The following is a 25,949-nucleotide window of genomic DNA, read 5'->3' on the forward strand; positions in this document are numbered from 1 at the left end:
TTTTAGCTAAGCTTTAAATACTTCTGCATTAATCAGGCTTGGTGGTTTCTTACCATCCAGCGCGGCTCGCAAATTTTCCACCGCAAGATCCACCATTGCTCTACGTGTTTTTTCTGTAGCACTGGCAATGTGCGGAGCCAACACAATATTGCTGCACTTGAGCAACTCTGAATGTACCTGTGGCTCGCCTTCAAAAACATCCAATCCTGCCGCAAAGATCTTGCCACTTTGCAAGGCTTTTGCTAAGGCCGCATCATCCACAATACCGCCACGAGCAATATTGATCAGGGTTGCAGTCGGTTTCATCATGGCGATTTCGGCGGCGCCAATCGTGTGGTGATTTTGCGCGGTGTAAGGCAGCACCAACACCACATGGTCGGCAGTTCGCAGTAATTCCTCTTTGGAAACGTAAGTAGCACCGCAAGATTTTTCATCGGCATCCGAGAGGTGGCTGCGGTTGTGATAAATCACTTTCATACCAAAACCTAAAGCACGTTTTGCAATGCCCTGACCAATGCGACCCATGCCAATAATGCCTACGGTACTGTGGTGTAGATCCATACCCAATGGGTTATTCACAATCGACCATTGATCCCACTTGCCCGCTCGCACCCAATGCTCGGATTCTGTAATACGCCTAGCAGTTGCCATTAACAAGGCAAAGCCAAAATCCGCCGTTGTATCCGTAAGAACATCAGGGGTATTTGTTGCCATGACGCCAGCAGCAGTCATCGCTGGAATGTCAAAGTTGTTGTAGCCAACAGAGATATTGGCCACCACCTTTAAATCTTTGGCTTGAGCTAAGGCGGAAGCGTCAATTCGCTCGCTTCCTACCACTAGGGCACCCTGCACTTCTGAAAGCGCTTTTTGCAACTCTTCCGAGCTTAATATTTTGTCAGACTGGTTGGAACGAACCTCATAGGATTCCTCTAATTTGGCTAGCGCCTCAGGAAAAATGGCCCTTGCGACCAAAATTTTGGGTTTTGAGATACTTTTGGAGGTGTTTGCTGGAGTGTTCATAACATGACTTTACCTCAAGTAAATTGAGGCTTTTGCCTGAAAAATAAGCTGATTCGGCTAAAATGGGCTTTTATAACTTGGCAGTCCATTCACCCGGACCCTTACCTAAAAAACCATCATGACTTACGTTGTTACCGAAGCTTGTATCCGCTGTAAATACACTGATTGCGTTGATGTCTGCCCAGTCGACTGTTTTCGCGAAGGTCCTAACTTTTTAGTAATCGATCCAGATGAATGTATCGATTGCGCAGTCTGCGTACCAGAGTGCCCAGTCAATGCCATTTATGCGGAAGATGATGTGCCGGGAGATCAACAGTCTTTCATCAAATTAAATGCGGATCTTTCTCCAGGATGGACATCTATCACCAAATCCAAAGCCGCCCTTCTAGATGCGGATGAGTGGAAAGACGTTAAAAATAAAATTGATCAACTGGTAAAGTAAATTGCACCCCCCCATTGAAACCGATGCAGTCATTATTGGCGCTGGTCCGGTGGGGCTCTTCCAAGTATTTGAGCTTGGTCTTTTAGAAATTAAAGCGCATGTCATTGACTCCCTACCTGAAGTGGGAGGTCAATGTATCGAGCTCTACCCAGATAAACCCATCTATGACATCCCAGCAATTCCGGTTTGCACTGGTCGTGAGCTAGTCAGCAATCTACTAAAACAAATTGAGCCATTCAAACCACAGTTTCACTTAAATCAAGAGGTCTCCACCCTTGAGAAACAAGCTGATGGTCGTTTTCTGATTCGCACATCCCAAGATCAGCATTTTTTGAGCAAGGTAATTTTTGTTGCTGCTGGCGTTGGTGCATTTCAACCGCGCACGCTTAACCTAGATGGCATTGAAGCTTTTGTCGATAAACAAGTTTTCTATCGTGTCAGAAATCCTGAGCAATTTATAGGCAAGCGCATGGTGATTTGTGGTGGCGGAGATTCCGCACTGGATTGGGCATTGCATTTTGCCGATCAAGCTATCAATGTAACACTCATACATCGCCGAGATGAATTCAAAGCAGCCCCTCAGTCAGTTGCTAAGATCCGAGCTCTTTGCGCTGCCGGCAAGATGCAACTTCTCATTGGACAAATTACGGGCATTGAATCCACTAATGACAAACTGACTGAAATTGCCGTCACCAATATTGATGGCGTAGTTCAGATAATTGCATTAGATGCACTCTTACTCTTTTATGGTCTTTCCCCTAAATTAGGCCCTATCACCGACTGGGGCTTAGATATCGACCGTAAGCAAATTGCCGTGGATACTGCCTGCTTTCAGACTAGCACTCCCGGCATATACGCCGTGGGGGATATCAATATCTACCCGGGCAAGAAAAAACTGATTTTGTCAGGCTTTCATGAAGCAGCCTTGGCGGCCTTTGCAGCAGCCGCCTATCTAGCCCCAGAAAAGCAGATTCAACTCCAATACACCACCACATCCCCAAAGCTTCATAAGGCGCTTGGGGTAAGCCCATCGACATTCGAGTAAGCTCCTAACATCACTGAATTATTTGACTGAATAAACCTATGCGTCAATATCACAATCTCATGAAGGAAGTCCTTGAAAAGGGCGTCCAAAAATCCGATAGAACCGGAACTGGAACTATCTCCATCTTTGGCCATCAGATGCGCTTTAATTTGGCCGAAGGCTTTCCGATGGTGACGACGAAGAAGTTGCATCTGAAGTCCATTATTTTGGAACTGCTCTGGTTTCTGAAAGGCAGTACTGACAACAACTGGCTTAAAGAGCGAGGTGTTTCCATTTGGAATGAATGGGCAGCCCCAGATGGTGACCTTGGCCCGATTTACGGCTATCAGTGGCGCTCATGGCCGGCACCGAATGGTGGGCATATTGACCAGATCGCTGAAGTTGTAGAAACCCTAAAAAAGAATCCAGACTCTCGTCGCATGATTGTTTCTGCTTGGAACGTAGCCGATATTCCTCGTATGGCTTTGGCACCTTGCCACGCTTTCTTTCAGTTTTACGTTGCTGATGGCAAGCTATCTTGCCAACTCTATCAACGTAGTGCGGATATCTTCTTGGGTGTACCCTTCAATATTGCTAGCTATGCCCTACTAACCCACATGCTGGCGCAGCAGTGTAATTTAGAAGTTGGTGACTTTGTGTGGACTGGTGGTGACTGTCATCTTTACAGCAATCATTTAGAACAAGTCGATCTTCAGCTCTCAAGAGACTTCTTCCCGCTACCTAAGCTCAATATTTTGCGCAAGCCAGACTCAATCTTTGATTACGAGTTCGAAGATTTTGAAATCGCCGGCTATGAATCCCACCCCGCTATTAAAGCTCCTGTAGCTGTTTAAGAAATTAGATCCTCATGACCGTAGCTAAAAACCCTGCCATCTCCATGATTGTTGCCCGCTCACGCAATCACGTGATTGGCAAAGACAACCAAATGCCTTGGAAGATTTCTGCTGATCTGCAATTCTTCAAAAAGGTAACGATGGGACACCCTGTCATCATGGGCCGCAAGACTTGGGAGTCTATTGGCCGCCCTCTTCCGGGACGTCGCAATATTGTGGTGAGTCGCAATACTGAACTCAAGTTAACTGGTGCGGAAGTAGTTCACTCTCTTGATGCAGCTCTCTCTACACTGAAGGAATTTCCTCGGGTATTTGTGATTGGTGGAGAGCAGCTTTTTACTCAGGCCTTTCCCAAAGCAGATCGCCTTTTCATCACCGAAATTGATATTGACGTAGATGGTGGTGATACCTTCTTTGAAGTTCCCAATCAATCCGCATGGAAAGAAGTAGAACGCACTCCAGCCTCTGAGGGTGAAATTAGATTTAATTTTATTACGCTTGAGCGCACATAAAGATACCGCTCCACCCACTCTTTGTCTTTAACCGGTTTTTAAAAAGGAAGTGCCCATGAAATTTTCGTCAAAATTACTTTCTGCTCTACTGATGGCCCAATGTGCTTTTGTTTTTGCGAAAGGCGATGCAGATGCTATTTTTTATGGTGGTGACATAGTCACTATGAATAAATCCCAACCTACCGCTGAGGCTGTAGCAATTCAGAATGGGAAAATTATTCAGGTTGGCCCTCTGTCTAAGCTCAAGACTTTACAAGGGCAAGGTACGAAGCTGATTAACTTGAATGGTCAGACTTTAATGCCTGGTTTAGTTGAGCCACATGTACATATTATGGGAACGGCATTTTCAGAGGAGATCTTTCTCAATCTCTCCAACTTCACGATGCCCCATGACACCTTAGATAGTTTGGTGGCGAAGCTAACTGCATACAGTAAAAACTTTAAAGACGGTGAATGGATTAATGCCTTTGGTGTTGACCCATCTAGAACAGAACCATTTATGTCTGAATTAACTGCAGACATATTAGACAAGGTATCCACCACCAAGCCCATCTTTGTTATGAATCAAAGTATGCATATTGCATACGTGAATCATAAGGCACTAGAAATGGCAGGGTTAACTGATTCCAGCCCAGATCCCAAAGGTGGTAAGTTACTTAAAGATAGCAAGGGGCGCTTAACTGGTGTAGTTTATGAAGCGCCAGCTTTTTATCTGTTCCTGGATAAGATGCCGCCGCCCACTCAAGAGGTGGTAGAACAAGCTGTTGCTAAAGTTGGTCAACGACTAGTCAGCAAGGGCGTTACTACTTCAGCAGAAATCACTGTTGGCGGGTACCTTGGTGTTGATAAAGAATATGCCCTGTTTAATGCAATGACCCATAGTGGCAAGCTGCCAGTTCGAGTGAGGGGTTATATGTATTCAAATGCATACCCAACTACGAATAAGAGCTATAAACCAGGGCAAGGTGATGACACCTTTAAATTAATTGGCGTCAAAATTGTGGCTGATGGCTCCAATCAAGGCTTGACTGGTGCGATGAGTAAGCCATACGACTACCCAGCCGGCACAAGTAATACCGGCACCCTCAACTTCACTGAGCAAGAACTTTATGATCTTGCAAAACCCAGATTTGATGAGGGCTGGCAACTTTCTGTTCACTCAAATGGTGATAAGTCGATTGAGCAGACTTTGAATGTTTTTGCGAAGTTGGTCACAAAACCAGCTGATACTAAAACCAGATTAAGAATTGAGCACTTCACTGTTCCAACTGAAGCACAGATTGATAGAGCAGCAAAGCTTGGGGTTGTTGCCGGTTTTACCATTGGGCACACCGACTATTGGGGTGAGGCATTTCATAACCATCTCCTAGGAGCCGAAAGAGCAGATCGAATTGATCCCAGTGCCAGCTTGATTAAAAGAGGTATGCGTTTTGCATACCATAGCGACTCCCCCGTATCACCGATTCATCCACTCAAGTACGCCTCCGAAGGTGCTGCTCGCTTATGGCAAGTCTCACCCCAAAAGGTGCTTAATCCGAGCCAGAAGATTTCCATCAATCATGCTCTAAAAGCCGTCACGATTGATGCTGCTTATCAGTTGAAGATGGATGACAAGATTGGATCGATTCAAGAGGGAAAATATGCGGACTTCGCCATCGTTAATCAGAATCCGATGAAAACAGATGCCTACAAAATTCGAGATATTGAAGTGAATGAAACCTGGGTTAATGGAAAACAGGTATTTAAGAGACAGTAAATATTTTTATATCACCTCAAACAAAGAAAGCCACCCAAGGGTGGCTTTCTTTATCTGCAGAGGGAATGCTATTCCCAGAGTCTCGGTTTTAAAGCTTCTTAGCAAAACTATATTGTGAGAACGCTTGCTCGGCGACATTGAACCACTGAGCTTCCATGTTTCTGAACACCCGATAGTCTTCGAAGATTTTCTTGAATTGGGGGTTCTTGGCAGACTCTTCGGCATACGTTTCTTGGCTTGCCTTAAAGCAGGCATCCATTACAGAGTTATTGAACTTACGCAATACCGCACCACCTTGGACTAAGCGTTGTAGCGCTGGTGGATTTAAGGCATCGTACTTGGCACACATATCAACATGCGCTTCAAAGCATGCCGCTTCCCATGCAGCTTGGTATGAAGGTGGCAGTGCATCCCACTGCCTCTTATTCACCAAGAATGAGAGTCCAGCCGCACCCTCCCAAAATGCAGGGTAGTAATAATTTTTTGCTACCTTGGCTAAACCCAACTTCTCATCATCATAGGGCCCAACAAATTCAGCGGCATCAATCGTACCTTTTTCTAGTGCTGAGTAAATTTCACCAGCAGCTAACTGTTGGGGCACCACACCTAACTTTGCAAGCACTTGCCCTGCAAAACCAGCGATACGGAATTTAAGTCCCTTGAGATCTTCTGGAGATTTAATTTCTTTACGAAACCAACCACCCATTTGAGTACCAGTTTGTCCGCCTAAGAAATTAACAATGTTGTAGCTGGCATAGAGCTCACGCATCAGCTTCATCCCATTGCCGTGCAACATCCAGGCAGTTTGCTGGCGAGCTGTCATGCCAAAAGGTGCTGCCGTATCAAAAATAAATGCACTGTTCTTACCCAGGTAGTAATAGCTTGCGGTATGGCCGCACTCTACTGTGCCGTTTTGTACCGCATCCAATACCTGCAATGCTGGAACTACTTCACCAGCGGCAAATACTTTGACATTGAACTTACCATCAGTGGCTTTGCGTAAGGCGCTAGCAAAAACTTCTGGGGTACCAAATAAAGTATCTAAAGATTTAGGAAAGCTAGAGACCAAACGCCAATTCAGCGTGGGTAGACTCTGAGCAATCGATGGAGCAGCTAGCGCTGCTGCACCTGCACCGATAGTGGCTTTCTTTAAAAAGGAACGTCTTTGCATCGTCTTCTCCTCCAAAATAGTTTTTCTTATTTATGTTCTCTGTATTTTTATGATGTTGTTGTTTTATTTTCCACCAACAGTCATTGACCCAATCAGAATGGAACCTGTTTCCTTGGTACCCCGAATCAGTGTATCGCTACCAATCATCTGAATATCCATCAACATATCTCGCAAGTTACTGGCAATCGTAATACCCTCAACCGGATATTGAATCTCTCCGTTCTCTACCCAGTAACCAAAGGCACCGCGAGAGTAATCCCCAGTGACGTAGTTCACACCCTGCCCCATGAGTTCTGTAACCAGTAAACCCGTGCCCATCTCTTGAAGGAGTGCAGGTAATCCACCCTTCGGCGTCTTACGACTTTGTAATGTCAGATGATGAGAGCCGCCCGCATTACCAGTCGTCTTCATTCCGAGTTTTCTGGCGGAATAAGTAGATAAGAAGTAACCTTGCAAAATTCCTTTTTCAACCACAGTTCTCGCCGATGTCTTCACACCTTCTTCGTCAAAAGGTACACTTCCCGTCATTGCCTTGAGGTGAGGGTTTTCAAAAAGGCTGACATGCTTTGGTAATACTTGTTTACCTAAACTATCCAATAAAAAACTAGAGCGGCGGTATAGAGCACCGCCAGACACCGCTTGTACTAATCCGCCCAATAGGCCAGCAGCTAAGGGGGCTTCGAAAATGACTGGGCAACGGCGAGTTGTGAGCGATCTTGCCTTAAGGCGTGAAAGTGCACGCTCTGCAGCGTATTTACCAATGGCAGCTGGATTAGCCAACTCTCCAGGAATCCGTGAACTGGAATACCAATCATCTCTTTGCATAAGCGACTTTTTGCCACCCTCATTTGCAATGGGTGCGCAAGAAATATAGTGGCGTGAGAATGGGTAGCCACCCATAAATCCGTGACTAGTTCCCATCATAAAATGCGCATGATGTGCCGATACCGAAGCGCCATCACTATTTTGAATTTGCTTGCTGACAGCAAAGGCAGCGCCTTCAGCAGCGCGCGCAATCTCGATTGCTGTTGCCGAGTCCAAATCCCACGGATGAAATAACTCGAGATCTAGCGGATGTTTTTCGAGCAGCTCTTTTTCAGCAGGGCCGGCACATAAGTCTTCCGCCGTATGCTGAGCGATATGATACGCAGCCTCAACGGTTGCTCTTAAAGAATCCTTGGAAAAATCGCTAGTACTGGCATTACCTCGACGATGACCTAAATATACCGTTACGCCCACCTGCTTATCCAAGCTTTGCTCAATTGTCTCGACCTCGCCCTTGCGAACAGTAACCGAGAGACCTTGGCCTTCAGAAACTTCAGCCACGGCATCTGAGGCGCCCCGTCTTTTGGCTTCTGTGAGCATGAAATCGATGATTTCTTGAAACTGGTTTGATGAGTGTGTAAACATGCCTTAATAATAGCTAGAATAGAAACATGAAGCATACCGAAGCTCGAAAAAGATCCTCTCCCAACGAAATCAAAATTGGCTTAATATCGATCTCCGATAGAGCTAGTAAGGGCGTTTATACCGATGAGGGTATTCCTGCCCTGCAATTGTGGCTACAGACCGCCGTTAGCACCCCCTGCGTCTTTCATGAACGCCTGATCGCGGATGAGCGGGAGGTTATTACCGAAACGATCGTAGAGCTGACCGATGATCTCGGTTGCGATTTAGTCCTCACCACGGGTGGGACAGGCCCCTCCCGAAGAGATGTCACCCCTGAGGCCACAATTGATGCTGGAACCCGGGAAATGCCCGGATTTGGCGAGCAAATGCGCCAAATTAGCCTGCGCTTTGTACCAACGGCAATTTTGTCACGCCAGACCGCAGTTTTACGAGAAATCGAGGGGCATACCGCCCTCATCATCAATTTGCCAGGTCAACCCAAATCCATCAGAGAAACCCTTGAAGGATTGAAAGATGCCGAGGGTAAATCTATCATTCCAGGCATCTTTGCTGCCGTACCCTATTGCATCGACCTGATTGGCGGCCCTTACATCGAGACCAATGAAACCATCGTGAAAGCCTTTAGGCCTAAGAGCGCAATCAAGAAATAAGCTGCCAATCATTTTAAGGAAAGCAAAAGGGTCTGTTACTAGACCCTTTTTTCATCACTTATTAATTGATTGCAGAATTACTCTGGCAAAGGCACGATGAACTTTTCTCGGTAGTACTTGAGCTCTTCAATAGACTCCTCAATATCAGCCAAGGCGGTGTGTGCTTGCTTTTTGGTGAAACCCTTAACTAACTCAGGATGCCAACGCTTACATAGCTCCTTGAGTGTTGAAACATCAATATTTCGATAATGAAAGAACGCCTCTAGTTTTGGCATGTACTTCGCCATAAAGCGTCGATCCTGACCAATCGTATTGCCACACATTGGCGCAATACCGGGCTTAATATATTTTTTCAAAAAGGCAATGCATTCTGCTTCGGCGGTGGCTTCATCCGTGGTTGAGGCTTTGACCTTGTCAATGAGGCCAGAGCGGCCATGAGTACCCTTATTCCAGGCATCCATCGCATCCAATAAAGCGTCCTCTTGGCGGATCACCCAAACAGGAGCCGTAGCGATGGTATTGAGGTGCGCATCAGTCACGATCACGGCGATTTCCAAAATACGCTCTTTTTCAGGATCTAGGCCTGACATCTCCATATCTACCCAAATCAGGTGCTCATTGGCTGGCGGCGCCTTTGGTGCTGGAGTACTTGTTTTTTCACTCATATCTATAATCATCTCATGACATTCACAATTGTTTTTCTAATCGCCTTCATCGCCAGCTTTGGTCTACGCCACTGGTTATCCCAACGCCAAATTCGGCACGTCGCTATCAACCGCGATGTGGTACCCGCTGAGTTTTCATCTCAGATTTCTTTGGCAGAACATCAAAAGGCTGCAGACTACACGATCGCCAAGTTGCGCCTAGGTATCTTAGAAAATGGCGTCAGTGCAATTATCCTCATCGGCTTCACGCTCTTGGGTGGTTTACAGATTTTAAATCTATCGCTTCTGCAGCTCTTGGGCGAGGGCATTGCTCAGCAGATGGCCCTACTGATATCTATTGTCTTGATCTCCGGAATTCTTGATTTGCCTTTCTCTTGGTACAAACAGTTTTACCTAGAAGAGCGCTTCGGTTTTAATCGCATGAATGCCAAACTCTTTTTTAGCGATATGTTTAAGGGTTTAGGTGTTGGTGGCGCAATTGGCGTTCCCCTCCTCTGGGTCATCCTTAGCCTGATGGCTCAAGCAGGTGACTTTTGGTGGCTGTGGGCTTGGGGCGTACTCACGGCATTTAGCCTATTAATGCAGTGGATATTTCCGACCTTTATTGCACCGATCTTTAATAAGTTTCAAGCGCTGGAAGAAGGGCCACTGAAGACCCAAATCGAAGCCTTGTTAAGCCGCTGTGATTTTGCCAGCCAAGGTTTATTTGTGATGGATGGTAGCAAGCGCAGTGCGCACGGTAATGCATTTTTTGCAGGCATGGGCAAAGCCAAGCGTATTGTCTTTTTTGATACCTTGATTGAGAAGCTCAATCCTGGCGAAGTAGAGGCGGTCCTAGCCCATGAACTGGGTCACTACAAGTGCAACCATATCCGTAAGCGTTTACTAGTCTCCTTTGCCATGAGCTTTCTAACATTTGCTCTCTTGGGGTGGATTAGCACTCAGCCATGGTTCTACAGCGATCTGGGTGTAATGCCCAATCTAAATGGCTATAACGGTGGTTTGGCTTTGGCACTCTTCATGCTCGTTGCACCAGTATTTAGCTTCTTCCTGACGCCGCTATCTAGCCTAGCATCACGCAAACACGAATATGAGGCAGACGGTTTTGCTGCAGACAAATCTTCTGCAAGCGATTTGATTTCTGCCTTAGTCAAGCTCTATCAAGACAATGCATCAACCCTAACGCCAGATCCGATCTATACCGCTTTTTATAGCTCGCATCCACCTGCTCCATTGCGTATTGCCAATCTCAAGCGATTTAACTAAGCAATCTGGAATTGTTTAATTAATGGAACAATTTCATGCGCTACTGACTGCCTCCTATGGAAGGCATTATTTAGCGCAGCGCTTAGTTAAAGACGGGCATGGAAATGAATCCCCTGTCGGTGAATTGCTTCAAGTCAGTACCCCAGCAAAGCAGCACGTTGGCGCCGTAGGTGATCGCATGTTGTTGGAGATGACCTCAGTTGATCAAGCACGCATTATCCGCATTGAGCCTCGAGAAAATTTACTCTATCGATCCGACGCTTTTAAAAGTAAACTCATTGCCTCCAATGTCGATCAAATTTTAGTCGTGCTAGCTACGCAACCAGCTTTCTCTCCCGATCTTTTGGGAAGAGCAGTTGTTGCTGCAGAGACCAATCAAATTGGTTTGCATATCTTGCTAAATAAGTGCGACCTAAAAGATAAGTTAGAACACGCACGCAAAATCGTGGCGCCTTATGCTCGTATGAGCTACCCCGTTACTGAGGTTTCCGCCAAATTTGATGAGGCCTCCATAGAGGCATTGCGCCCTGCCATTAGCGGCAAAGTTTCCGTATTCGTAGGTCAATCTGGTATGGGCAAATCCAGCCTCCTGAATGCCTGGGTTCCTAATGCGGCTGCTATTACTCAAGAGTATTCAGTTCGACTAGATACCGGCAAACACACCACAACTGCTTGCCGATACTTTGAGCTCCCGGAAGCTTGGGGGCGTGATGCTAGCGGCAAATTAGGCGCTTTAATTGATTCGCCTGGCTTTCAGGAGTTTGGTTTGGCACATATGTCGGTTAGTGAGCTAGAGCATGCCTTTAGGGAGTTCCATGACCTGCTAGGCAAGTGTCGCTTTCATAACTGTGCGCATCAATCAGAGCCAGATTGCGCAATACGAGAAGCTGTCGACAAAAATGAAATAGCACCAGAAAGACTGGCGCTATTTAGGCAATTGCGTTCTGACTCAAAAACTGCTGATACGCAGATTCAAGGCATTAGCCAAGCCAAAGAGCGATGGTCAGCATTAGCAATAAAGCCATCCAAGCGATAACTAAACGCCATACCAAGCCAACAGCGGAACGCATAGTGCGCTCATTTGGCTCTAGACCTACTTCGTAAAAAACAGGCTCACCAGCTTCGGCCATACGCAAAGCTTCGTCGCTATCAGGTTCGCTCATGGGTTCGCCCAAGCGAACACCCAAGGCACCGCTTCCAGATGCCAAGATCACTGCTGACAGAGAGTCAGACCATTTGCCAGTCAGGTGACGCCATGCATAGACAGCACCTTCGAAGTTCCCCACAATCGCAAAGCCCATTGCAGTGATGCGTGCAGGTACCCAATCTAATACATAAAAGAAATGGCGCGCTGCCTCACTCAAATTAAAGTCGCCTTTTTCTGACCAGCGCTGAGCGGCAGTATCAGCTAGACGATACAACACTACACCTGCAGGACCCATGGGCATCAAGAACCAGAACAAGACACCGAATACATGATGGTGCGAACCAATGATGGCGCGCTCTAGTGCAAGTGAAATCACTTCAGTCTCAGTGAGCTCAGAAGCATCTAATTCAGGGCCATACCACTGCGCCAGCGCTAAGCGAGCTGCTGGCAAATCATGATTTGCAATAGCCTCATGCACTAGCGTGAAGGAATGACTAAATTGGCGAAAGCCAAAGAATAAATAAGCAATTAATACGTTCCATAGGAATCCCAGAATAGGGAAAGTCACCATGAAGACAACATACAGCAAGAAGACCAGGAATGTTGGCAGAATAAACGCCACCAAGCAGGCCATGCGGGCACCTACAGGACTTGCACCTTCTTCAGTCTTGCTACCGAATTCACCGGCAACCCAATCAAGCCAGCGAGCACTGATGCGTGCGATCCAATGATTCGAGGTTACTGGGCGATATTGCTCAGCAATGAGTGCGAAGAGAATAGAAAAGAAAGTCATACTTTTAATAAATGATAAAGGTTACGCAACATTCCAGCAGTAGCACCCCAGATAAAACGATTCTCATAGGGCATTGAATAAAACCGACGACTACCCTGATCACTCTCCCAGACCCGCACTTGATGATTTGCAGGATCCATCAAAAAATGTAAAGGCACCTCAAAAACATCCGCCACTTCAAATGCATCTAAAGCATATTCTGCCTGAGGTTTTACCAAGCCCACAACCGGCGTCACACTATAGCCCGAAACCGTTAAATATTGAGGTAAATGCCCAATGACCTCAACCCCCTGCGGATTCAAACCGATTTCCTCTTCACTTTCCCGTAAAGCGGTGTGATTAGGATCGAAATCACTCGGATCCATCCGCCCGCCTGGGAAGCTAATTTGACCGGCATGGTCATGTAAATGATCTGTTCTTTGGGTAAGCAGCACAGATAGCCCATCCTTCTTCATAAGCAAGGGAATTAACACCGCTGCCCGGGTCACTTTTCCAGCGGCCTGACGCTTAGAGATAATATCTGCAGCGATAACATGTCGATTCTCATCGGTAATCTCCGGCTGCCAAACGGGGGGATTCTGAAAGCGATGCTTTAGGATGGATGGATCCAAATGACGTGCAAGCACTTTGGGCTGATCCGTACAAACCTCATGAATTGGAATCGCCTGCGCATCAAAATTCAATGGCGTAGTGATACTCAATTCTGTCTCTTGGGGTTTGAAATTCTTTGGCATCTGTTTTTATTTTAGGGCAATAAAAAAGGCAGCCTAGGCCGCCTTCTTTTTGGATTAAAGCAAACCTTATTCCGCTGCTGTCTCAGCAACTGCCTTGACTTTGCGAGCAGGAAGCTTTTCTTTAATACGCGCAGACTTACCTGAACGATCGCGCAAATAGTACAGCTTCGCACGACGTACATCACCGCGACGCTTCACTTCAATACTAGCGATCAATGGTGAGTAAGTTTGGAATGTACGCTCTACGCCTTCGCCAGATGAAATCTTGCGAACGATAAAGCTGGAATTCAGTCCGCGATTGCGCTTCGCAATCACAACACCTTCAAAGGCCTGAGTACGCTTACGTGTACCTTCAACTACGTTTACACCAACAACGACTGTGTCGCCAGGAGCAAAAGTGGGAAGCACTTTGTTAGCACTTAAGCGAGCAATTTCTTCTTGCTCAATTTTTTCGATCAAATTCATTATTAATCCTTAAACATCTTGTCAGCGTTTATCCCGAGACTTTCATCAACGGACCAGACAGAGGATGCAGTTAAAACCATTTCACTAAATCAAAACACAAACACTTCGTTCAAAACCATAATTACTTACAGCGTTTGAAGAAATTGCTCATCTTCCTTACTTAGCAACCCATTAGCTCTTGCTGATTTAATTAAATCAGGCCGAAGCCTTAACGTCAGCTCTAAAGACTTCTGCCGACGCCAATCCGCTATTTTAGCGTGATGTCCGCCTAAAAGCACGTCCGGAACAGATAAATTTTCATATATTTCAGGGCGGGTGTAGTGCGGATAGTCCAAAAGGCCATTAATAAAGCTGTCTTGGACAGCAGATTCACCATCCCCCAATGCCCCTGGAATAAGGCGAATGACCGCATCCATCATGGTCATAGCAGGCAATTCCCCGCCAGAAACCACAAAATCCCCAATTGAAAGCTGTAAATCGACGTTTCGATCAATGAAACGCTGGTCAACGGCCTCATAGCGACCGCAAATCAAGGTTGCATTGCCATGGTTCAGAATATCTGTCGCCATCTTCTGAGAAAAGACCTCTCCTTGTGGAGCAAGGAGGCAGATTGGGCCAGAAACGACGTTTTGGGACTGGTGAGCCGCTTTAACAACCGATATCGTATCTTCCAAGGGTTTTGCCATCATGACCATGCCAGGGCCGCCACCATACGCCCGATCATCCACCGTCTTGCGAGGGTCAGCGCAGTAATCCCGAGGATTCCAGAGGTTCACACTGGCAAGATCTTGTTCACAAGCGCGCCCAGTAATACCCCACTGCGTTAAAGCAGAGAACATTTCAGGGAATAAGGTGACTACATCAAAACGCATATGGGAGATCAATGACTTTTCTAATTACCAGTCGGGTTGCCAGTCTAAGGTAATCAGTCTATTTGGCAAGTCAACATTTTGCACCGCTTCTTTTACGAAAGGCACTAACTGTTTTACTGTTTTGGTTTGCGCATCGCCAAGCGCAATGATTCCATGAGCACCATTATCGTTGACCTCAAGTACTTCACCCAGACTTTCGCCCTGAAGATTGATAGCCTTACAACCGATTAGGTCAACCCAGTAGTAACTATCGCTATCCGTCTTGGGAAATACCTCACGCGCCACTAAGATTCGAGCACCTTTTAAGGCTTCGGCCTGATCGCGGTCGGAAATACCATCCAAGGAAATGACTACAGTGCCGCTATGCATCTTGGCTTGCTTCACCTGATACAAAGTTAATGAAGCTTGCTCATGCGATGCAGCAACACCGGCACTCCGACGAGGAATGAGGGACAACCAAAGTTCTTTGCTAGATAAGAGCGCTACGGGATCGGAGGAATGAGGGCGAACCTTAATCTGACCCTGTAAGCCTTGAGCGTCTTGGACTGCACCGAGCTCAATCAAATCATTTAGGGAGGGTGTATTCATATCGAAGTCACCTCAATTCCCCAAATAACACTACTAGTAAATTCTGCTACCAAAGACTTCATCAACAAGAGAAAGTCTTTGGATTTTGAAGGTTTAAACCGCAGGATTATTTTTGATCAAGCGAACTACAGTTGGAGAGATCTGCGCGCCAACACCAGTCCAATAGGTCAAACGATCTTGAGCAATACGCATTGCTTGCTCTGTCGCTGCCGCCTGTGGATTGAAGTAACCAATACGCTCGATAAAGTTCGAGTCGCGACGATTGCGCTTGTCTGTAGCCACGATGCTATAAAAAGGGCGCTTCTTTGAACCGCCGCGTGCCAGTCGAATGACGACCATACTTATTCCTTAAAATCTAAAATGAAAACAGGTTGATTACAACCCAATGAAATTACTACAAAAATCTTGGGCTCCAACTAACTGAGCAAATTAACAAAACAAATGCACGGTATAGCGGAAAACCTCATATTCTAGACGAAAACCCCTACTTGATCCACCTATTTAAGCGAACGCCTCCTTAGCTTCGACAGTAGAATAGAACCCAGCAATTTATAAAATAATCATTAAAAACAATAACTTACAGAAATATTACTATGAGAATAGCCACTTTTAGACCCTCTAAAGGCCCTATAAAGCGCTTTTTTCTCATTCTTTCATTCCTCGGTTTAGGCTTTTTGACGGCTTGCGCCAATGTCATCCCGCCCTGCACTGCTAAAACCAGCCCTCCAAGTAGCGAGTTTCGCAACACGAAATGGGAGCTCGTTCGTTGGAATCTCGCACCCAACAGCAAAGGTGAAGTGCGCGCTCGGCAAATCCCCCAAGGCGACAATAGCAACCCCATCCAAATCACTTTTGATGCCAATGGTGAGCGCGTGAGCGGATCAACTGGCTGCAATCGCTTTACTGCACGCATTACCGAAGATGCCAGAGGCTTTACGCTCGATCAAATCGCTAGTACAAAGATGGCTTGTACCCCTCAGCGCATGGAATTAGAAAATGATTTCCTTTATGAATTAAATGATTACCGCTCGATTGTGCGCAACGGCGACCAACTACTGATGATTGGGGCGGATCGCGAGGTTTTAAGTTTTATCCAAAAAAGTAATTCATCGAAATAAAAAATAGTTCACCATTGCAATAGCTTATTACTGAAAGTCTGAATGAAAAAATACAAACTCCTATTCTGCTCACTTGGATTATTTTTTCCTGGAACCGGCTTGAACTGTTTTTATTTACAAGGATTGAAATCCTTCTGGGGCTGGGCACAACTATTCTCTTTTATCGGCGGTATCGCTGGTTGGTTAATTCTCAAAGATACACACTTCCACTCTGCACCAGGTTGGGTGCTCATCACCTTCGGCTTCATCACCCTTGAAGCCAGTTGGTTGACCACCATCACTTATGGATTACGTGCTGATGAAAAGTGGGATGCCCAATTTAATCCAGGTTTAGAGCCCAGCAGGGCAACTCAGTCTGGTTGGCCAGTCGTACTAACTGTCATCTTTTCTTTAGTCTTTGGTGCCGGTGTGATGATGACCTTCTTGGCCATTGCGTTTGAACAATTTTTCATCTCCCAACTTCAAGAAGCAAGAAAGCTATCCCAGTAATACGGATAGCTTTTTGATGGGCAACAATAGTTATTGAAAGCTTAAAACTGCTCCGCTGTCAGTGCATTAGTAGATTGTCCACTCTCTAAGATGGAGGTGGCGAGAGCTTGAGATTGTGGCAATAGATTTTCTGCAAAGAATCGTGCGGTAGCAATCTTGGCATCATAGAAATTCGGGTCTCCTGCACGCAACTCTTGTGCAGCCAGTAAAGCACGTGCCATTTGCCATGCCCCTAATACCAAGCCACACAATCGCAAGTACGCAAAACTACCTGCATATACTGCCTTGATGTCTGTTTTAGCATTCGCCACAATGTAATCTACCGAAGCATCAAACGCTTCTCGCGCTGGAGTTAACTGCTTCAATACCGCCTTTGCATCTGCGCTGCCGCTAATTGCTAAATCTTTTTCAGTTTGCTGGATTCTGCCTGAGAACAGCTTCGCAGTTGCGCCACTATCCCGCACCGTCTTTCTACCAATCAAATCATTTGCTTGAATAGCTGTAGTGCCTTCATAGATGGTCAGGATACGAGCATCACGATAATGTTGTGCTGCACCAGTCTCCTCAATAAAGCCCATACCACCGTGCACTTGAACGCCCAAACTCGCAACATCAATCGACATCTCAGTCGAAAAGCCTTTCACAATTGGCACCAAGAATTCATATACCGCTTGATTCTGCTTGCGAGCTATTTCATCAGGGGATGCATGTTGCGCATCATAAGCAGCTGCCGCGTAATACGCTAAGGCTCTAGATGCCTCAATATAGCCGCGCATAGTCATCAACATCCGCTTCACGTCAGGCTGATGAATAATTGCTACAGGGCCTGGGGAGCCAGCTAGATCACGACTCTGAACTCGGTCTTTAGCGTATTGCACTGCTTTTTGATATGCTCGCTCTGCAACTGCAATACCCTGCATACCGACCGCAAAGCGGGCAGCATTCATCATGACGAACATGTATTCCAGGCCACGATTTTCTTCGCCCACCAAGTAGCCGGTTGCACCACCGTGATCGCCAAACTGTAAGACTGCAGTTGGGCTGGCCTTAATGCCCAGCTTGTGCTCAATCGAAACGCAGTGCACATCATTACGCTCACCAAGCGTACCATCTGCGTTTACCAAACACTTCGGAACTACAAACAAGGAAATACCCTTCACGCCCTCTGGTGCATCTGGTGTTCTAGCTAGTACGAGATGGACAATATTTTTTGCCATATCGTGCTCACCATAGGTGATGTAGATCTTGGTCCCAAAAATTTTATATATGCCATCGGCTTCAGGTACAGCGCGAGAACGCACCATCGATAGGTCGGAACCTGCCTGAGGCTCTGTGAGGCACATGGAACCAGTCCATTCCCCAGAAATCATCTTGGGCACATAGCGCTCTTGCAACTCAGGGCTTGCTGCAGTCAATAAAGCCTCAATCGCACCATCAGTCAGCATGGGGCATAAAGCAAAAGACAAGCTAGCCGAGTGAACCATCTCAAAGCATGCCGTAGCAATCAGTTTTGGCAAACCTTGACCACCAAACTCTATGGGGTGCACAACACCCTGCCAACCTGCTGCAGCAAATTGCTCAAAAGCCTCTTTAAAGCCAAGGGTAGTAGTGACTACGCCATTCTTGAGTGAGCTAGGGTTTTGATCGCTAGGCCAGTTGAGAGGCGCTACAACATCTTGATTAAATTTGGCAGACTCTTCTAGAATCGCCGGGGCTAAATCTACATCAGCGCCCGCCTCAGTATAGGAGGGGTAGGCAACAATCTCAGCTAGCCCCGCTAATTCGTTCATCACAAATAGCATGTCTTTTACTGGGGCTACATACGGCATACGTACTCCTATAGATCGGGTGTGAAGGCAGTTAAAGCGAGCTCTTAAATGCCTTAAGTAAGTAAGTTAGTTAATTCAGGGACGGCGGTATTAAGGTCTGCAACTAAACCATAATCAGCAACACTAAAGATTGGCGCCTCAGGATCTTTATTAATCGCTACGATCACCTTAGAGTCCTTCATGCCAGCTAAATGCTGAATCGCACCAGAGATGCCAACGGCAATATACAACTGCGGTGCAACGATCTTACCGGTCTGACCCACTTGATAATCGTTTGGAACATAACCTGCATCAACTGCAGCACGTGAGGCACCCAGAGCGGCGCCAAGCTTGTCAGCCAAGGGCGCAATAATTTCTTGATACTTCTCACCAGAACCTAAACCACGACCACCAGACACAATGATTTTGGCGGCAGTAAGTTCAGGACGATCTGACTTAGTGAGTTCACGACCAACGAAAGATGATTTACCAGAAACCTCAGTAGCCGCTTGCTTTTCTACTGCAGCGGATCCACCACTTGCGGCAACAGGATCAAAACCGGTTGTGCGAACCGTAATTACTTTAATTGAGTCAGAAGATTGCACGGTAGCAATCGCATTGCCTGCATAAATTGGACGCTCGAAAGTATCTGCAGAGATCACTTTAGTAATGTCAGATAACTGAGCCATATCTAACTTAGCGGCAACACGTGGCAAGACATTCTTACCATTGGCAGTTGCTGGCGCCAAAATATGACTATAGCTATTAGCAATAGATAAAATTTGAGCGGCTAAGGGTTCGGCGAGCTGATCAGCTAACGATGCTGCATCTACCTGAATGACCTTACGTACTCCAGCAATTTGTGCCGCAGCAGTAGCAGCGGCATCGGTACCACTACCGGCTACCAACACATCCACCTCAGGGGAGCACTGCAAAGCAGCAGCTACCGCATTGAGCGTTGCTGCTTTTAAGGATTGATTGTCGTGTTCAGCAATAACAAGTGCGGCCATTTAAATCACCTTCGCTTCATTTTTAAGTTTATCTACTAAAGCTGCTACATCAGCCACCATCACACCAGCAGAGCGCTTTGGTGGCTCCTCTACTTTGAGAGTTTTGAGACGCGGGGTAATGTCAACACCAAGCTCTTCAGGCTTCAGGATTTCCAAAGTTTTCTTTTTAGCTTTCATGATGTTTGGCAAAGTCACATAACGTGGCTCATTCAAACGCAAGTCAGTTGTGATGACTGCGGGCAAAGTAATTGCAATTGTTTCTAAGCCGCCATCCACCTCGCGAGTCACAAGCGCTTTACCATCGGCAACTATTACTTTGGAGGCAAAAGTTGCTTGGGGAATATCCATCAAGCTAGCTAGCATCTGTCCCGTCTGATTACTATCGTCATCAATCGCCTGCTTACCCAAGATGACGATCTGCGCTTGCTCTTTCTCAGAAAGCGCTTTGAGAATTTTTGCAACAGCTAAGGGCTGTAATTCAGTATCGGTTTCTACTAAGATGGCACGATCCGCACCAATCGCTAAGGCAGTACGCAGCGTTTCTTGACATTGAGTGGGGCCAGCAGAAACCACCACTATCTCAGTAGCAACACCAGCTTCTTTTAACCGAACCGCCTCTTCTACTGCAATCTCATCAAATGGATTCATACTCATTTTGACGTTTGCCAGATCGACACCGGAGTGATCTGATTTCACCCGAATTTTGACGTTGTAATCAACAACCCGTTTTACTGCCACTAAGATTTTCATGCTGGATCTCTATTTTTGAGTAACTTTTCTATTTTATCCGCCTAGCCCCAATTAGAGCTAGACATCGATTGCTGAAGCCGAGCCCGCCTGCTTGCGAAGTTCGAACTTCTGAATCTTGCCAGTAGAGGTCTTGGGTAACTCACAAAACACAATGGCTTTGGGCACCTTAAAGCCAGCTAGATGCTGCTTGCAATGGGCAATGATGTCAGCAGGTGTAACCTCCATTCCAGGCTTAATTTCCAAGAAGGCGCAAGGCGTTTCTCCCCACTTAGGGTCTGGCTTCGCAACCACTGCAGCAGCCATAACAGCTGGGTGGCGATACAGAACATCTTCAACCTCCACGGAGGAAATATTTTCGCCACCAGAGATGATGATGTCTTTGCTACGATCCTTCATCTTCACATAGCCGTCGGGGTTCATCACTGCCAAATCACCCGAATGAAACCAACCACCCTCAAAAGCCTCTTTACTTGCCTTCTCATTTTTAAGGTAGCCCTTCATGGCAATATTGCCCTTAAACATAATCTCACCCATCGTTTCGCCATCAGCAGGAACAGGCTCGAGAGTTTCGGGATCAAGAACGGCAATCGCCTGCTGCAGGTGATACCGAACACCTTGTCGCGCATTGAGGCGAGCCCTCTCACCAATATCAAGGTCATTCCATTCATCTTGCTTGACACATACCGCTGCTGGTCCGTAGGTCTCCGTTAATCCATAGACATGCGTTAGATCAAAGCCCAGTTGCTCCATTCCCTCAATGATGGATGCAGGAGGTGCAGCGCCTGCAATTAAGCCTTTGACGCCTGCCGGAACTCCTGCTTTTAATTCGTCAGGAGCATTAACTAACAGGTTATGCACAATTGGAGCGGCGCAGTAATGGGTTACACCGTGATCTTTAATAGCGGCAAATATATGTTGCGCATCCACGCGACGTAGGCAAACATTAATGCCGGCGCGTGCCGCTACCGTCCACGGAAAGCACCAGCCATTGCAATGGAACATCGGTAGCGTCCAGAGATAGGTGGGGTGCTTACTAATATCCCAGTCCAAAATATTCGAGATAGCATTGATCGCTGCGCCACGATGGTGATACACCACCCCCTTTGGATTACCAGTAGTACCGGAGGTGTAGTTCAAGCAAATAGCTTGCCATTCATCTGCAGGGACTTGCCAAGCGAATTGAGGATCGCCTTCAGACAAGAACTTTTCATACGTGAGTTTGCCGAGCTTTTCACCAGGAACATCAAACTCTTTTTCCTCGACATCAATCACTAGAAACTCGCGACCACTTGCTTTCTTGGCTATCTCAAGCGCTTTTTTCATCACCCCCGAAAACTCGGGATCTACGATCACGACTTTTGCTTCACCATGATTGAGCATAAAAGCTATGGACTCGGGATCAAGGCGAGTATTTAAGGCATTTAATACTGCCCCAGACATCGGAATCCCAAAATGCGCCTCAACCATTGGTGGCGTATTGGGCAACATGACAGCTACAGTATCACCCAAGCCAATGCCCTGCTTTTGCAAGGCGCTTGCTAAGCGACGACAACGCTCATACGTCTGACTCCAGGTCTGACGTAATTTGCCATGAATGATTGCCAAGCGATCTGGATATACTTCGGCAGTTCGCTCAAGAAACAATAGCGGTGTGATCGGGGTGAAGTTTGCTGGGTTACGCTCCAAACCCTGCTCAAAAATATTAGCCATGTATTCCTTGAATATTGATCTTTTTTGATTCTAGATTGCAGACTTCGCTTAAATATCAGCAAGCGCTTTGACATGCGCCACCACGCTACGACCTAGGGCGGAAAGGTTATAGCCACCCTCGAGACAGCTAACGATACGGCCTTGAGCGTATTGATTTGCAATCCTTTTAAGCTGCTTAGTAATCCACGCATAGTCGTCTTCCACTAAACCCATTTGCCCTAAATCATCCTCACGGTGAGCATCAAAGCCTGCAGAGATAATGATGAGTTCTGGCTCAAAATCCCTTAGACGTGGCAACCATTGCTCTTCGACGATTGAGCGGACCACATCTCCTCGAGTAGACGCTGGCAAGGGAACATTCACCATATTGTTTGCCCCGTCTAATCCGCTATAGGGATAAAACGGATGTTGAAAGAAACTACACATGAGCACATTGGGGTCATTAAAAAATGCTGCTTCAGTCCCATTACCGTGATGCACATCAAAATCAATAATGGCTACCCGTGCAATACCGTACTCTTCCATAGCGTAACGCGCAGCAACAGCAACATTATCAAAGACACAAAATCCCATTGAGCGGGTTGGCTCTGCATGGTGCCCCGGAGGGCGAACCGCACAAAACACATTTTCAACTTCACCCTTCATTACCGCATCAACGCCCGCAATGGCAGCACCGGCTGCACGTAATGCAGCACTCCAAGTATGGGGGTTCATAATGGTGTCACCATCGAGCATAAAGTAACCGCTCGCTGGTGAACGCTCTTTTACAAAAGCAATGTGATCTGGGCTATGCACTAACTCTAGTTGTTCTTCAGTTGCCAAGGGGGCATCTAGGTGATGCAGAAAGCGATCGATACCACTACGAATTAACTGATCATTGATTGCCTGAATCCGCTCCGGGCACTCAGGATGATGGCTGCCCATCTCATGTTTTAGAAAATCTGGATGAGTTATGTATCCTGTTGTCATTACTAGAAATCCTCAATAGCAATACTGTAGTTTTTATAATCTAATTTAATTTGCCAACTCTTCAAAAACCCATCCTCATATCCATGAATTTTTGCTTCTCCTATCTTGCTTCAACACTATTAGTAGCACTATTACTTAGCGCCTGCTCCAGCACACGTGTTCAGCAAGTTAGCCCTACAGAGACTATCGTAAACCAGTCTGAGGATGATGTGACAGAAGCCCGTTTTAGCCAAAACCTCAACCAATTAATCGCTCAAATTGCTCAAACCCAGGGAATCCCTCAGGCAAGCCTTGAATCAGGCTTCTCAGATGCTAAAACGATTCCCTCTATTCGAAAATTGGTGTTACCCCCATCGGGCAGCTTTAAAAAGAATTGGGTAGCCTATCGCAAGCGCTTTATTGAGCCTTTTCGCCTGAAGGCCGGCAAGGCTTTTTGGGAACAAAACCAAGTATTCCTTAGTAAGGTTGAGCAAGAATCTGGCGTTCCGGCTGAAGTCATTGTGTCCATTATTGGAATTGAAACCATCTATGGCCGTCAAACCGGAAATTTTCGAGTAAAGGATGTGCTTTCTACGCTAGCCTTCAGCTATCCCGATACCCCCAATAAAGCGAGCAGAGAGCAACTCTTTAAAGATCAGCTTCAAGAACTCATCCTCATGTGCTGGACTGAGAGCGGTGCTAGCCTCCCCGCAAGGAACGGTAGTCAAGGGATGAACTCGGTACGCTTTAATGCCTGCCTTAATCAAAACAGCTCCTATGCAGGTGCCATTGGTTTACCGCAATTTATGCCTGGCAGCATCCGTAACTTTGCAGTGGATGGCGATGGAGATGGTCGGATTGACCTTAAGCAAAGTCCCAAAGACGCCATTGCTAGCGTTGCCAATTTTATGAAAAAGCATGGCTGGCAAGCTGGCATGCCAATTTACTTCCCTGTGCAAGAGGGGGCAATTAGCGAAGCAAGAGTCCTGGCTGATGGTGAGCCACAACTCAAATACTCTGTTCAAGAACTCATCACTAAAGGTATCCTCACTCAAGAGCAAGGCGACCTTCAGGCAGGTGGCGTTGAGCCCCAAAGCAAAGCGCTCATTGTTGATCTCCCCTATCCAGACAAAGATGATAACGATCAAGTTCGCTACGTAGTGGGCTTAAATAATTTCTTGACGATTGTGCAATACAACCGTAGTTACTTTTATGCACAAAGTGTTGCAGAGTTTGCGGAAGCCCTGGGTTACAAGAATCAAAGCGTGTTGGCGGTCAGCACACCTAAAGCAAAGTCTGAAACAAAGGCAAGCGAACCAGCTAAATCTAAATCCAAGAAAACTGCTAATAAGAAAAAATCGAAGCAGACTTAATGCTGTGGTTTAAATATCTTAAGCTGGAAAAACCCCAGTAGATAGATAGCGATCACCGCGGTCACAGACGATAAAGACAATCGTGGCATTTTCAACCTGACGAGCGATTCGCAAGGCAACCACTAAAGCACCGCCCGCAGAAATGCCACAAAAGATACCCTCTTCAGCCGCAAGGCGACGAGCCATCTCTTCAGCATCTGCTTGGCTGACATACTCAATACGATCAACCTTATCACCTTGGTAAATCTTAGGCAGATACTCTGGAGCCCATTTACGAATACCTGGAATTTGCGAACCCTCTTCAGGTTGAGCACCAATAATCTGAATATTGGGGTTCATCGTTTTTAAGTAAGTAGAGACTCCGGTAATGGTTCCAGTGGTACCCATCGATGAGACAAAGTGCGTCACCTGGCCGTCGGTATCACGCCAGATTTCTGGGCCAGTTGTCTCAATGTGAGCACGTGGGTTATCAGGATTCGCAAATTGATCTAACAATCTACCGCGACCCTCCTTCTGTAATTGCAATGCATAGTCACGCGCAAACTCCATGCCACCAGAGGCTGCTGTCAGAATGAGCTCCGCTCCATAGGCAGCCATACTTTGTCGACGCTCAATACTCTGGTTCTCAGGCATCACTAAAACCATCTTGTAGCCTAACATCGCAGCAGTCATCGCTAAAGCGATACCAGTGTTGCCGCTAGTAGCCTCAATCAGCGTATCACCAGGTTTAATTTCGCCGCGCTCTTGTGCGCGTAGGATCATCGACAGCGCAGGTCGGTCTTTAACCGACCCCGCTGGATTGTTACCCTCCAACTTTCCTAAGATCAGATTATTTTTGGAATCGTTTTCAGCACCAGGAATACGTTGCAAACGAACCAGGGGTGTATTACCCACGGTCTGAGAAATAGTTAAGTAAGAAGGTGTATTCATGAAACCATTTTAGCCATAAGCTAGGCTAGACGTAAAAGGGCTTAATTTCGGCGACTTGGTTCCGTACGATCCGTATGATGGCGAGAACCACTTTGACCGCGTGAGCCACGTCTGCTAGCCTTGGAGCCCTCTTTATTGGTGCGACCATGTGGCTCACGAAAAGAACTTGGCGCCTCGATAGTTAAGCCGTTATCCACCATCTTTTCCACAGATTTCATACCAATTCCACGAACACGCTTTTGCAGGTCATTGGCATCCTGAAAGTGTCCACCGTCTAAGCGCTCAGCAATAATTGTCTTGGCTTTAGAGGGTCCAATCCCCTTAATACTCTCAAGCTCAGACTGAGTAGCGGTATTGACATTAATTGGCGAGGCGGCAGCTAAACCTGAGACAGCTACAAATACTGAAAATACTAAAGACTTTAATAATTGACTCATTTAATCT

General features: G+C 46.5%; 28 protein-coding genes. 11 read left to right on the top strand and 17 right to left on the bottom strand.

Features of this window, described 5'->3' with window-relative positions; genetic code table 11:
- Window positions 1–6 precede the first annotated feature (6 nt).
- A complete protein-coding gene (locus ICN27_RS07890) occupies window positions 7–1,020 on the bottom strand; it encodes a D-glycerate dehydrogenase (RefSeq protein ID WP_216861260.1) in 1,014 nt (337 codons plus the stop codon).
- Window positions 1,021–1,138: 118 nt separating this feature from the next.
- Between ICN27_RS07890 and fdxA the strand changes: the two genes are divergently transcribed.
- The 5 genes from fdxA to ICN27_RS07915 are packed head-to-tail and all read left to right on the top strand — an operon-like array spanning window position 1,139 to window position 5,608.
- Window positions 1,139–1,462 (top strand): ferredoxin FdxA, encoded by a 324-nt coding sequence (gene fdxA, locus ICN27_RS07895; RefSeq protein WP_216269591.1) that lies wholly within the window; start codon window positions 1,139–1,141, stop codon window positions 1,460–1,462.
- Between the two features lies 1 nt (window position 1,463).
- Entirely contained in the window at window positions 1,464–2,507 is a 1,044-nt protein-coding gene (locus tag ICN27_RS07900) for an NAD(P)/FAD-dependent oxidoreductase (protein WP_216269592.1), read from the top strand.
- A 38-nt stretch (window positions 2,508–2,545) separates the two neighbouring features.
- A complete protein-coding gene (locus ICN27_RS07905) occupies window positions 2,546–3,340 on the top strand; it encodes a thymidylate synthase (protein ID WP_216269594.1) in 795 nt (264 codons plus the stop codon).
- Between the two features lie 14 nt (window positions 3,341–3,354).
- Window positions 3,355–3,852, top strand: coding sequence for a dihydrofolate reductase (locus ICN27_RS07910; protein ID WP_216269596.1), 498 nt, complete (start codon window positions 3,355–3,357; stop codon window positions 3,850–3,852).
- A gap of 55 nt (window positions 3,853–3,907) precedes the next feature.
- Window positions 3,908–5,608: an amidohydrolase gene (locus ICN27_RS07915; protein ID WP_216269597.1), complete on the top strand. Its 1,701-nt coding sequence runs from the start codon at window positions 3,908–3,910 to the stop codon at window positions 5,606–5,608.
- 88 nt (window positions 5,609–5,696) lie between these two features.
- Here ICN27_RS07915 and ICN27_RS07920 read toward each other — a convergent pair whose 3' ends face one another.
- Together ICN27_RS07920 and pmbA are read right to left on the bottom strand one after the other, a co-directional pair.
- Window positions 5,697–6,779: a TRAP transporter substrate-binding protein gene (locus tag ICN27_RS07920; protein WP_216269598.1), complete on the bottom strand. Its 1,083-nt coding sequence runs from the start codon at window positions 6,777–6,779 to the stop codon at window positions 5,697–5,699.
- Window positions 6,780–6,842: 63 nt separating this feature from the next.
- Entirely contained in the window at window positions 6,843–8,144 is a 1,302-nt protein-coding gene (pmbA, locus tag ICN27_RS07925) for a metalloprotease PmbA (RefSeq protein WP_370624500.1), read from the bottom strand.
- 71 nt (window positions 8,145–8,215) lie between these two features.
- Here pmbA and mog point away from each other — a divergent pair, with 71 nt between their 5' ends.
- Window positions 8,216–8,839 (top strand): molybdopterin adenylyltransferase, encoded by a 624-nt coding sequence (gene mog, locus ICN27_RS07930; RefSeq protein WP_216269601.1) that lies wholly within the window; start codon window positions 8,216–8,218, stop codon window positions 8,837–8,839.
- Between the two features lie 77 nt (window positions 8,840–8,916).
- Here mog and orn read toward each other — a convergent pair whose 3' ends face one another.
- Entirely contained in the window at window positions 8,917–9,504 is a 588-nt protein-coding gene (gene orn, locus ICN27_RS07935; protein ID WP_215308085.1) for an oligoribonuclease, read from the bottom strand.
- Window positions 9,505–9,519: 15 nt separating this feature from the next.
- On the opposite strand from orn, the gene ICN27_RS07940 reads away from it, so the two are divergent.
- Together ICN27_RS07940 and rsgA are read left to right on the top strand one after the other, a co-directional pair.
- The gene (locus ICN27_RS07940; protein ID WP_215308087.1) at window positions 9,520–10,770 is read left to right on the top strand and encodes a M48 family metallopeptidase; all 1,251 of its coding nucleotides are present in this window, start codon (window positions 9,520–9,522) and stop codon (window positions 10,768–10,770) included.
- Between the two features lie 22 nt (window positions 10,771–10,792).
- A complete protein-coding gene (rsgA, locus tag ICN27_RS07945) occupies window positions 10,793–11,806 on the top strand; it encodes a ribosome small subunit-dependent GTPase A (protein WP_216269603.1) in 1,014 nt (337 codons plus the stop codon).
- Here the strand turns inward: rsgA and ICN27_RS07950 are convergent.
- The 6 genes from ICN27_RS07950 to rpsP form a co-directional block, all read right to left on the bottom strand.
- On the bottom strand, window positions 11,751–12,710 hold the full coding sequence (locus ICN27_RS07950; protein WP_215308091.1) for a CobD/CbiB family protein: 960 nt from the start codon (window positions 12,708–12,710) through the stop codon (window positions 11,751–11,753). The two genes, rsgA and ICN27_RS07950, sit on opposite strands and share 56 nt — an antisense overlap.
- Entirely contained in the window at window positions 12,707–13,444 is a 738-nt protein-coding gene (locus ICN27_RS07955) for a CoA pyrophosphatase (protein WP_216269604.1), read from the bottom strand. The genes ICN27_RS07950 and ICN27_RS07955 overlap by 4 nt, the downstream gene beginning before the upstream one ends.
- A gap of 66 nt (window positions 13,445–13,510) precedes the next feature.
- Complete coding sequence (rplS, locus tag ICN27_RS07960; protein WP_114653724.1) at window positions 13,511–13,909, bottom strand: 50S ribosomal protein L19; 399 nt, start codon at window positions 13,907–13,909, stop codon at window positions 13,511–13,513.
- Window positions 13,910–14,034: 125 nt separating this feature from the next.
- Window positions 14,035–14,781 (bottom strand): tRNA (guanosine(37)-N1)-methyltransferase TrmD, encoded by a 747-nt coding sequence (gene trmD / locus ICN27_RS07965; protein ID WP_216269733.1) that lies wholly within the window; start codon window positions 14,779–14,781, stop codon window positions 14,035–14,037.
- A 24-nt stretch (window positions 14,782–14,805) separates the two neighbouring features.
- Window positions 14,806–15,369, bottom strand: coding sequence for a ribosome maturation factor RimM (gene rimM / locus ICN27_RS07970; RefSeq protein WP_215308099.1), 564 nt, complete (start codon window positions 15,367–15,369; stop codon window positions 14,806–14,808).
- Window positions 15,370–15,462: 93 nt separating this feature from the next.
- Entirely contained in the window at window positions 15,463–15,708 is a 246-nt protein-coding gene (rpsP, locus tag ICN27_RS07975) for a 30S ribosomal protein S16 (protein ID WP_011902362.1), read from the bottom strand.
- A 254-nt stretch (window positions 15,709–15,962) separates the two neighbouring features.
- Here rpsP and ICN27_RS07980 point away from each other — a divergent pair, with 254 nt between their 5' ends.
- Both ICN27_RS07980 and ICN27_RS07985 read left to right on the top strand, forming a co-directional pair.
- Window positions 15,963–16,487, top strand: coding sequence for an META domain-containing protein (locus ICN27_RS07980; RefSeq protein ID WP_216861261.1), 525 nt, complete (start codon window positions 15,963–15,965; stop codon window positions 16,485–16,487).
- 42 nt (window positions 16,488–16,529) lie between these two features.
- On the top strand, window positions 16,530–16,976 hold the full coding sequence (locus tag ICN27_RS07985; RefSeq protein ID WP_216269606.1) for a hypothetical protein: 447 nt from the start codon (window positions 16,530–16,532) through the stop codon (window positions 16,974–16,976).
- Between the two features lie 41 nt (window positions 16,977–17,017).
- Here the strand turns inward: ICN27_RS07985 and ICN27_RS07990 are convergent, their stop codons facing one another.
- Genes ICN27_RS07990 through ICN27_RS08010 form a run of 5 tightly spaced genes read right to left on the bottom strand, consistent with a single transcriptional unit; the run spans window position 17,018 to window position 23,223 of the window.
- On the bottom strand, window positions 17,018–18,805 hold the full coding sequence (locus tag ICN27_RS07990; protein WP_216269607.1) for an acyl-CoA dehydrogenase: 1,788 nt from the start codon (window positions 18,803–18,805) through the stop codon (window positions 17,018–17,020).
- Between the two features lie 53 nt (window positions 18,806–18,858).
- Window positions 18,859–19,794: an electron transfer flavoprotein subunit alpha/FixB family protein gene (locus tag ICN27_RS07995; protein ID WP_215325482.1), complete on the bottom strand. Its 936-nt coding sequence runs from the start codon at window positions 19,792–19,794 to the stop codon at window positions 18,859–18,861.
- A complete protein-coding gene (locus ICN27_RS08000) occupies window positions 19,795–20,544 on the bottom strand; it encodes an electron transfer flavoprotein subunit beta/FixA family protein (RefSeq protein WP_216269608.1) in 750 nt (249 codons plus the stop codon).
- Between the two features lie 57 nt (window positions 20,545–20,601).
- Window positions 20,602–22,254, bottom strand: coding sequence for an acyl-CoA synthetase (locus ICN27_RS08005; RefSeq protein ID WP_216269609.1), 1,653 nt, complete (start codon window positions 22,252–22,254; stop codon window positions 20,602–20,604).
- A 48-nt stretch (window positions 22,255–22,302) separates the two neighbouring features.
- Window positions 22,303–23,223, bottom strand: coding sequence for a histone deacetylase family protein (locus ICN27_RS08010; RefSeq protein ID WP_216269610.1), 921 nt, complete (start codon window positions 23,221–23,223; stop codon window positions 22,303–22,305).
- A gap of 83 nt (window positions 23,224–23,306) precedes the next feature.
- Between ICN27_RS08010 and ICN27_RS08015 the strand changes: the two genes are divergently transcribed.
- Window positions 23,307–24,575, top strand: a complete 1,269-nt coding sequence (locus tag ICN27_RS08015) for a lytic transglycosylase domain-containing protein (RefSeq protein WP_216269612.1) — start codon at window positions 23,307–23,309, stop codon at window positions 24,573–24,575.
- Between the two features lie 18 nt (window positions 24,576–24,593).
- Here ICN27_RS08015 and cysM read toward each other — a convergent pair whose 3' ends face one another.
- A complete protein-coding gene (gene cysM / locus ICN27_RS08020; protein ID WP_216269613.1) occupies window positions 24,594–25,505 on the bottom strand; it encodes a cysteine synthase CysM in 912 nt (303 codons plus the stop codon).
- Between the two features lie 41 nt (window positions 25,506–25,546).
- Complete coding sequence (locus tag ICN27_RS08025; RefSeq protein WP_216269614.1) at window positions 25,547–25,942, bottom strand: helix-hairpin-helix domain-containing protein; 396 nt, start codon at window positions 25,940–25,942, stop codon at window positions 25,547–25,549.
- Window positions 25,943–25,949 lie beyond the last annotated feature (7 nt).

The sequence above is a fragment of the Polynucleobacter sp. Nonnen-W13 genome, from assembly GCF_018881735.1.
GTDB lineage: Bacteria > Pseudomonadota > Gammaproteobacteria > Burkholderiales > Burkholderiaceae > Polynucleobacter.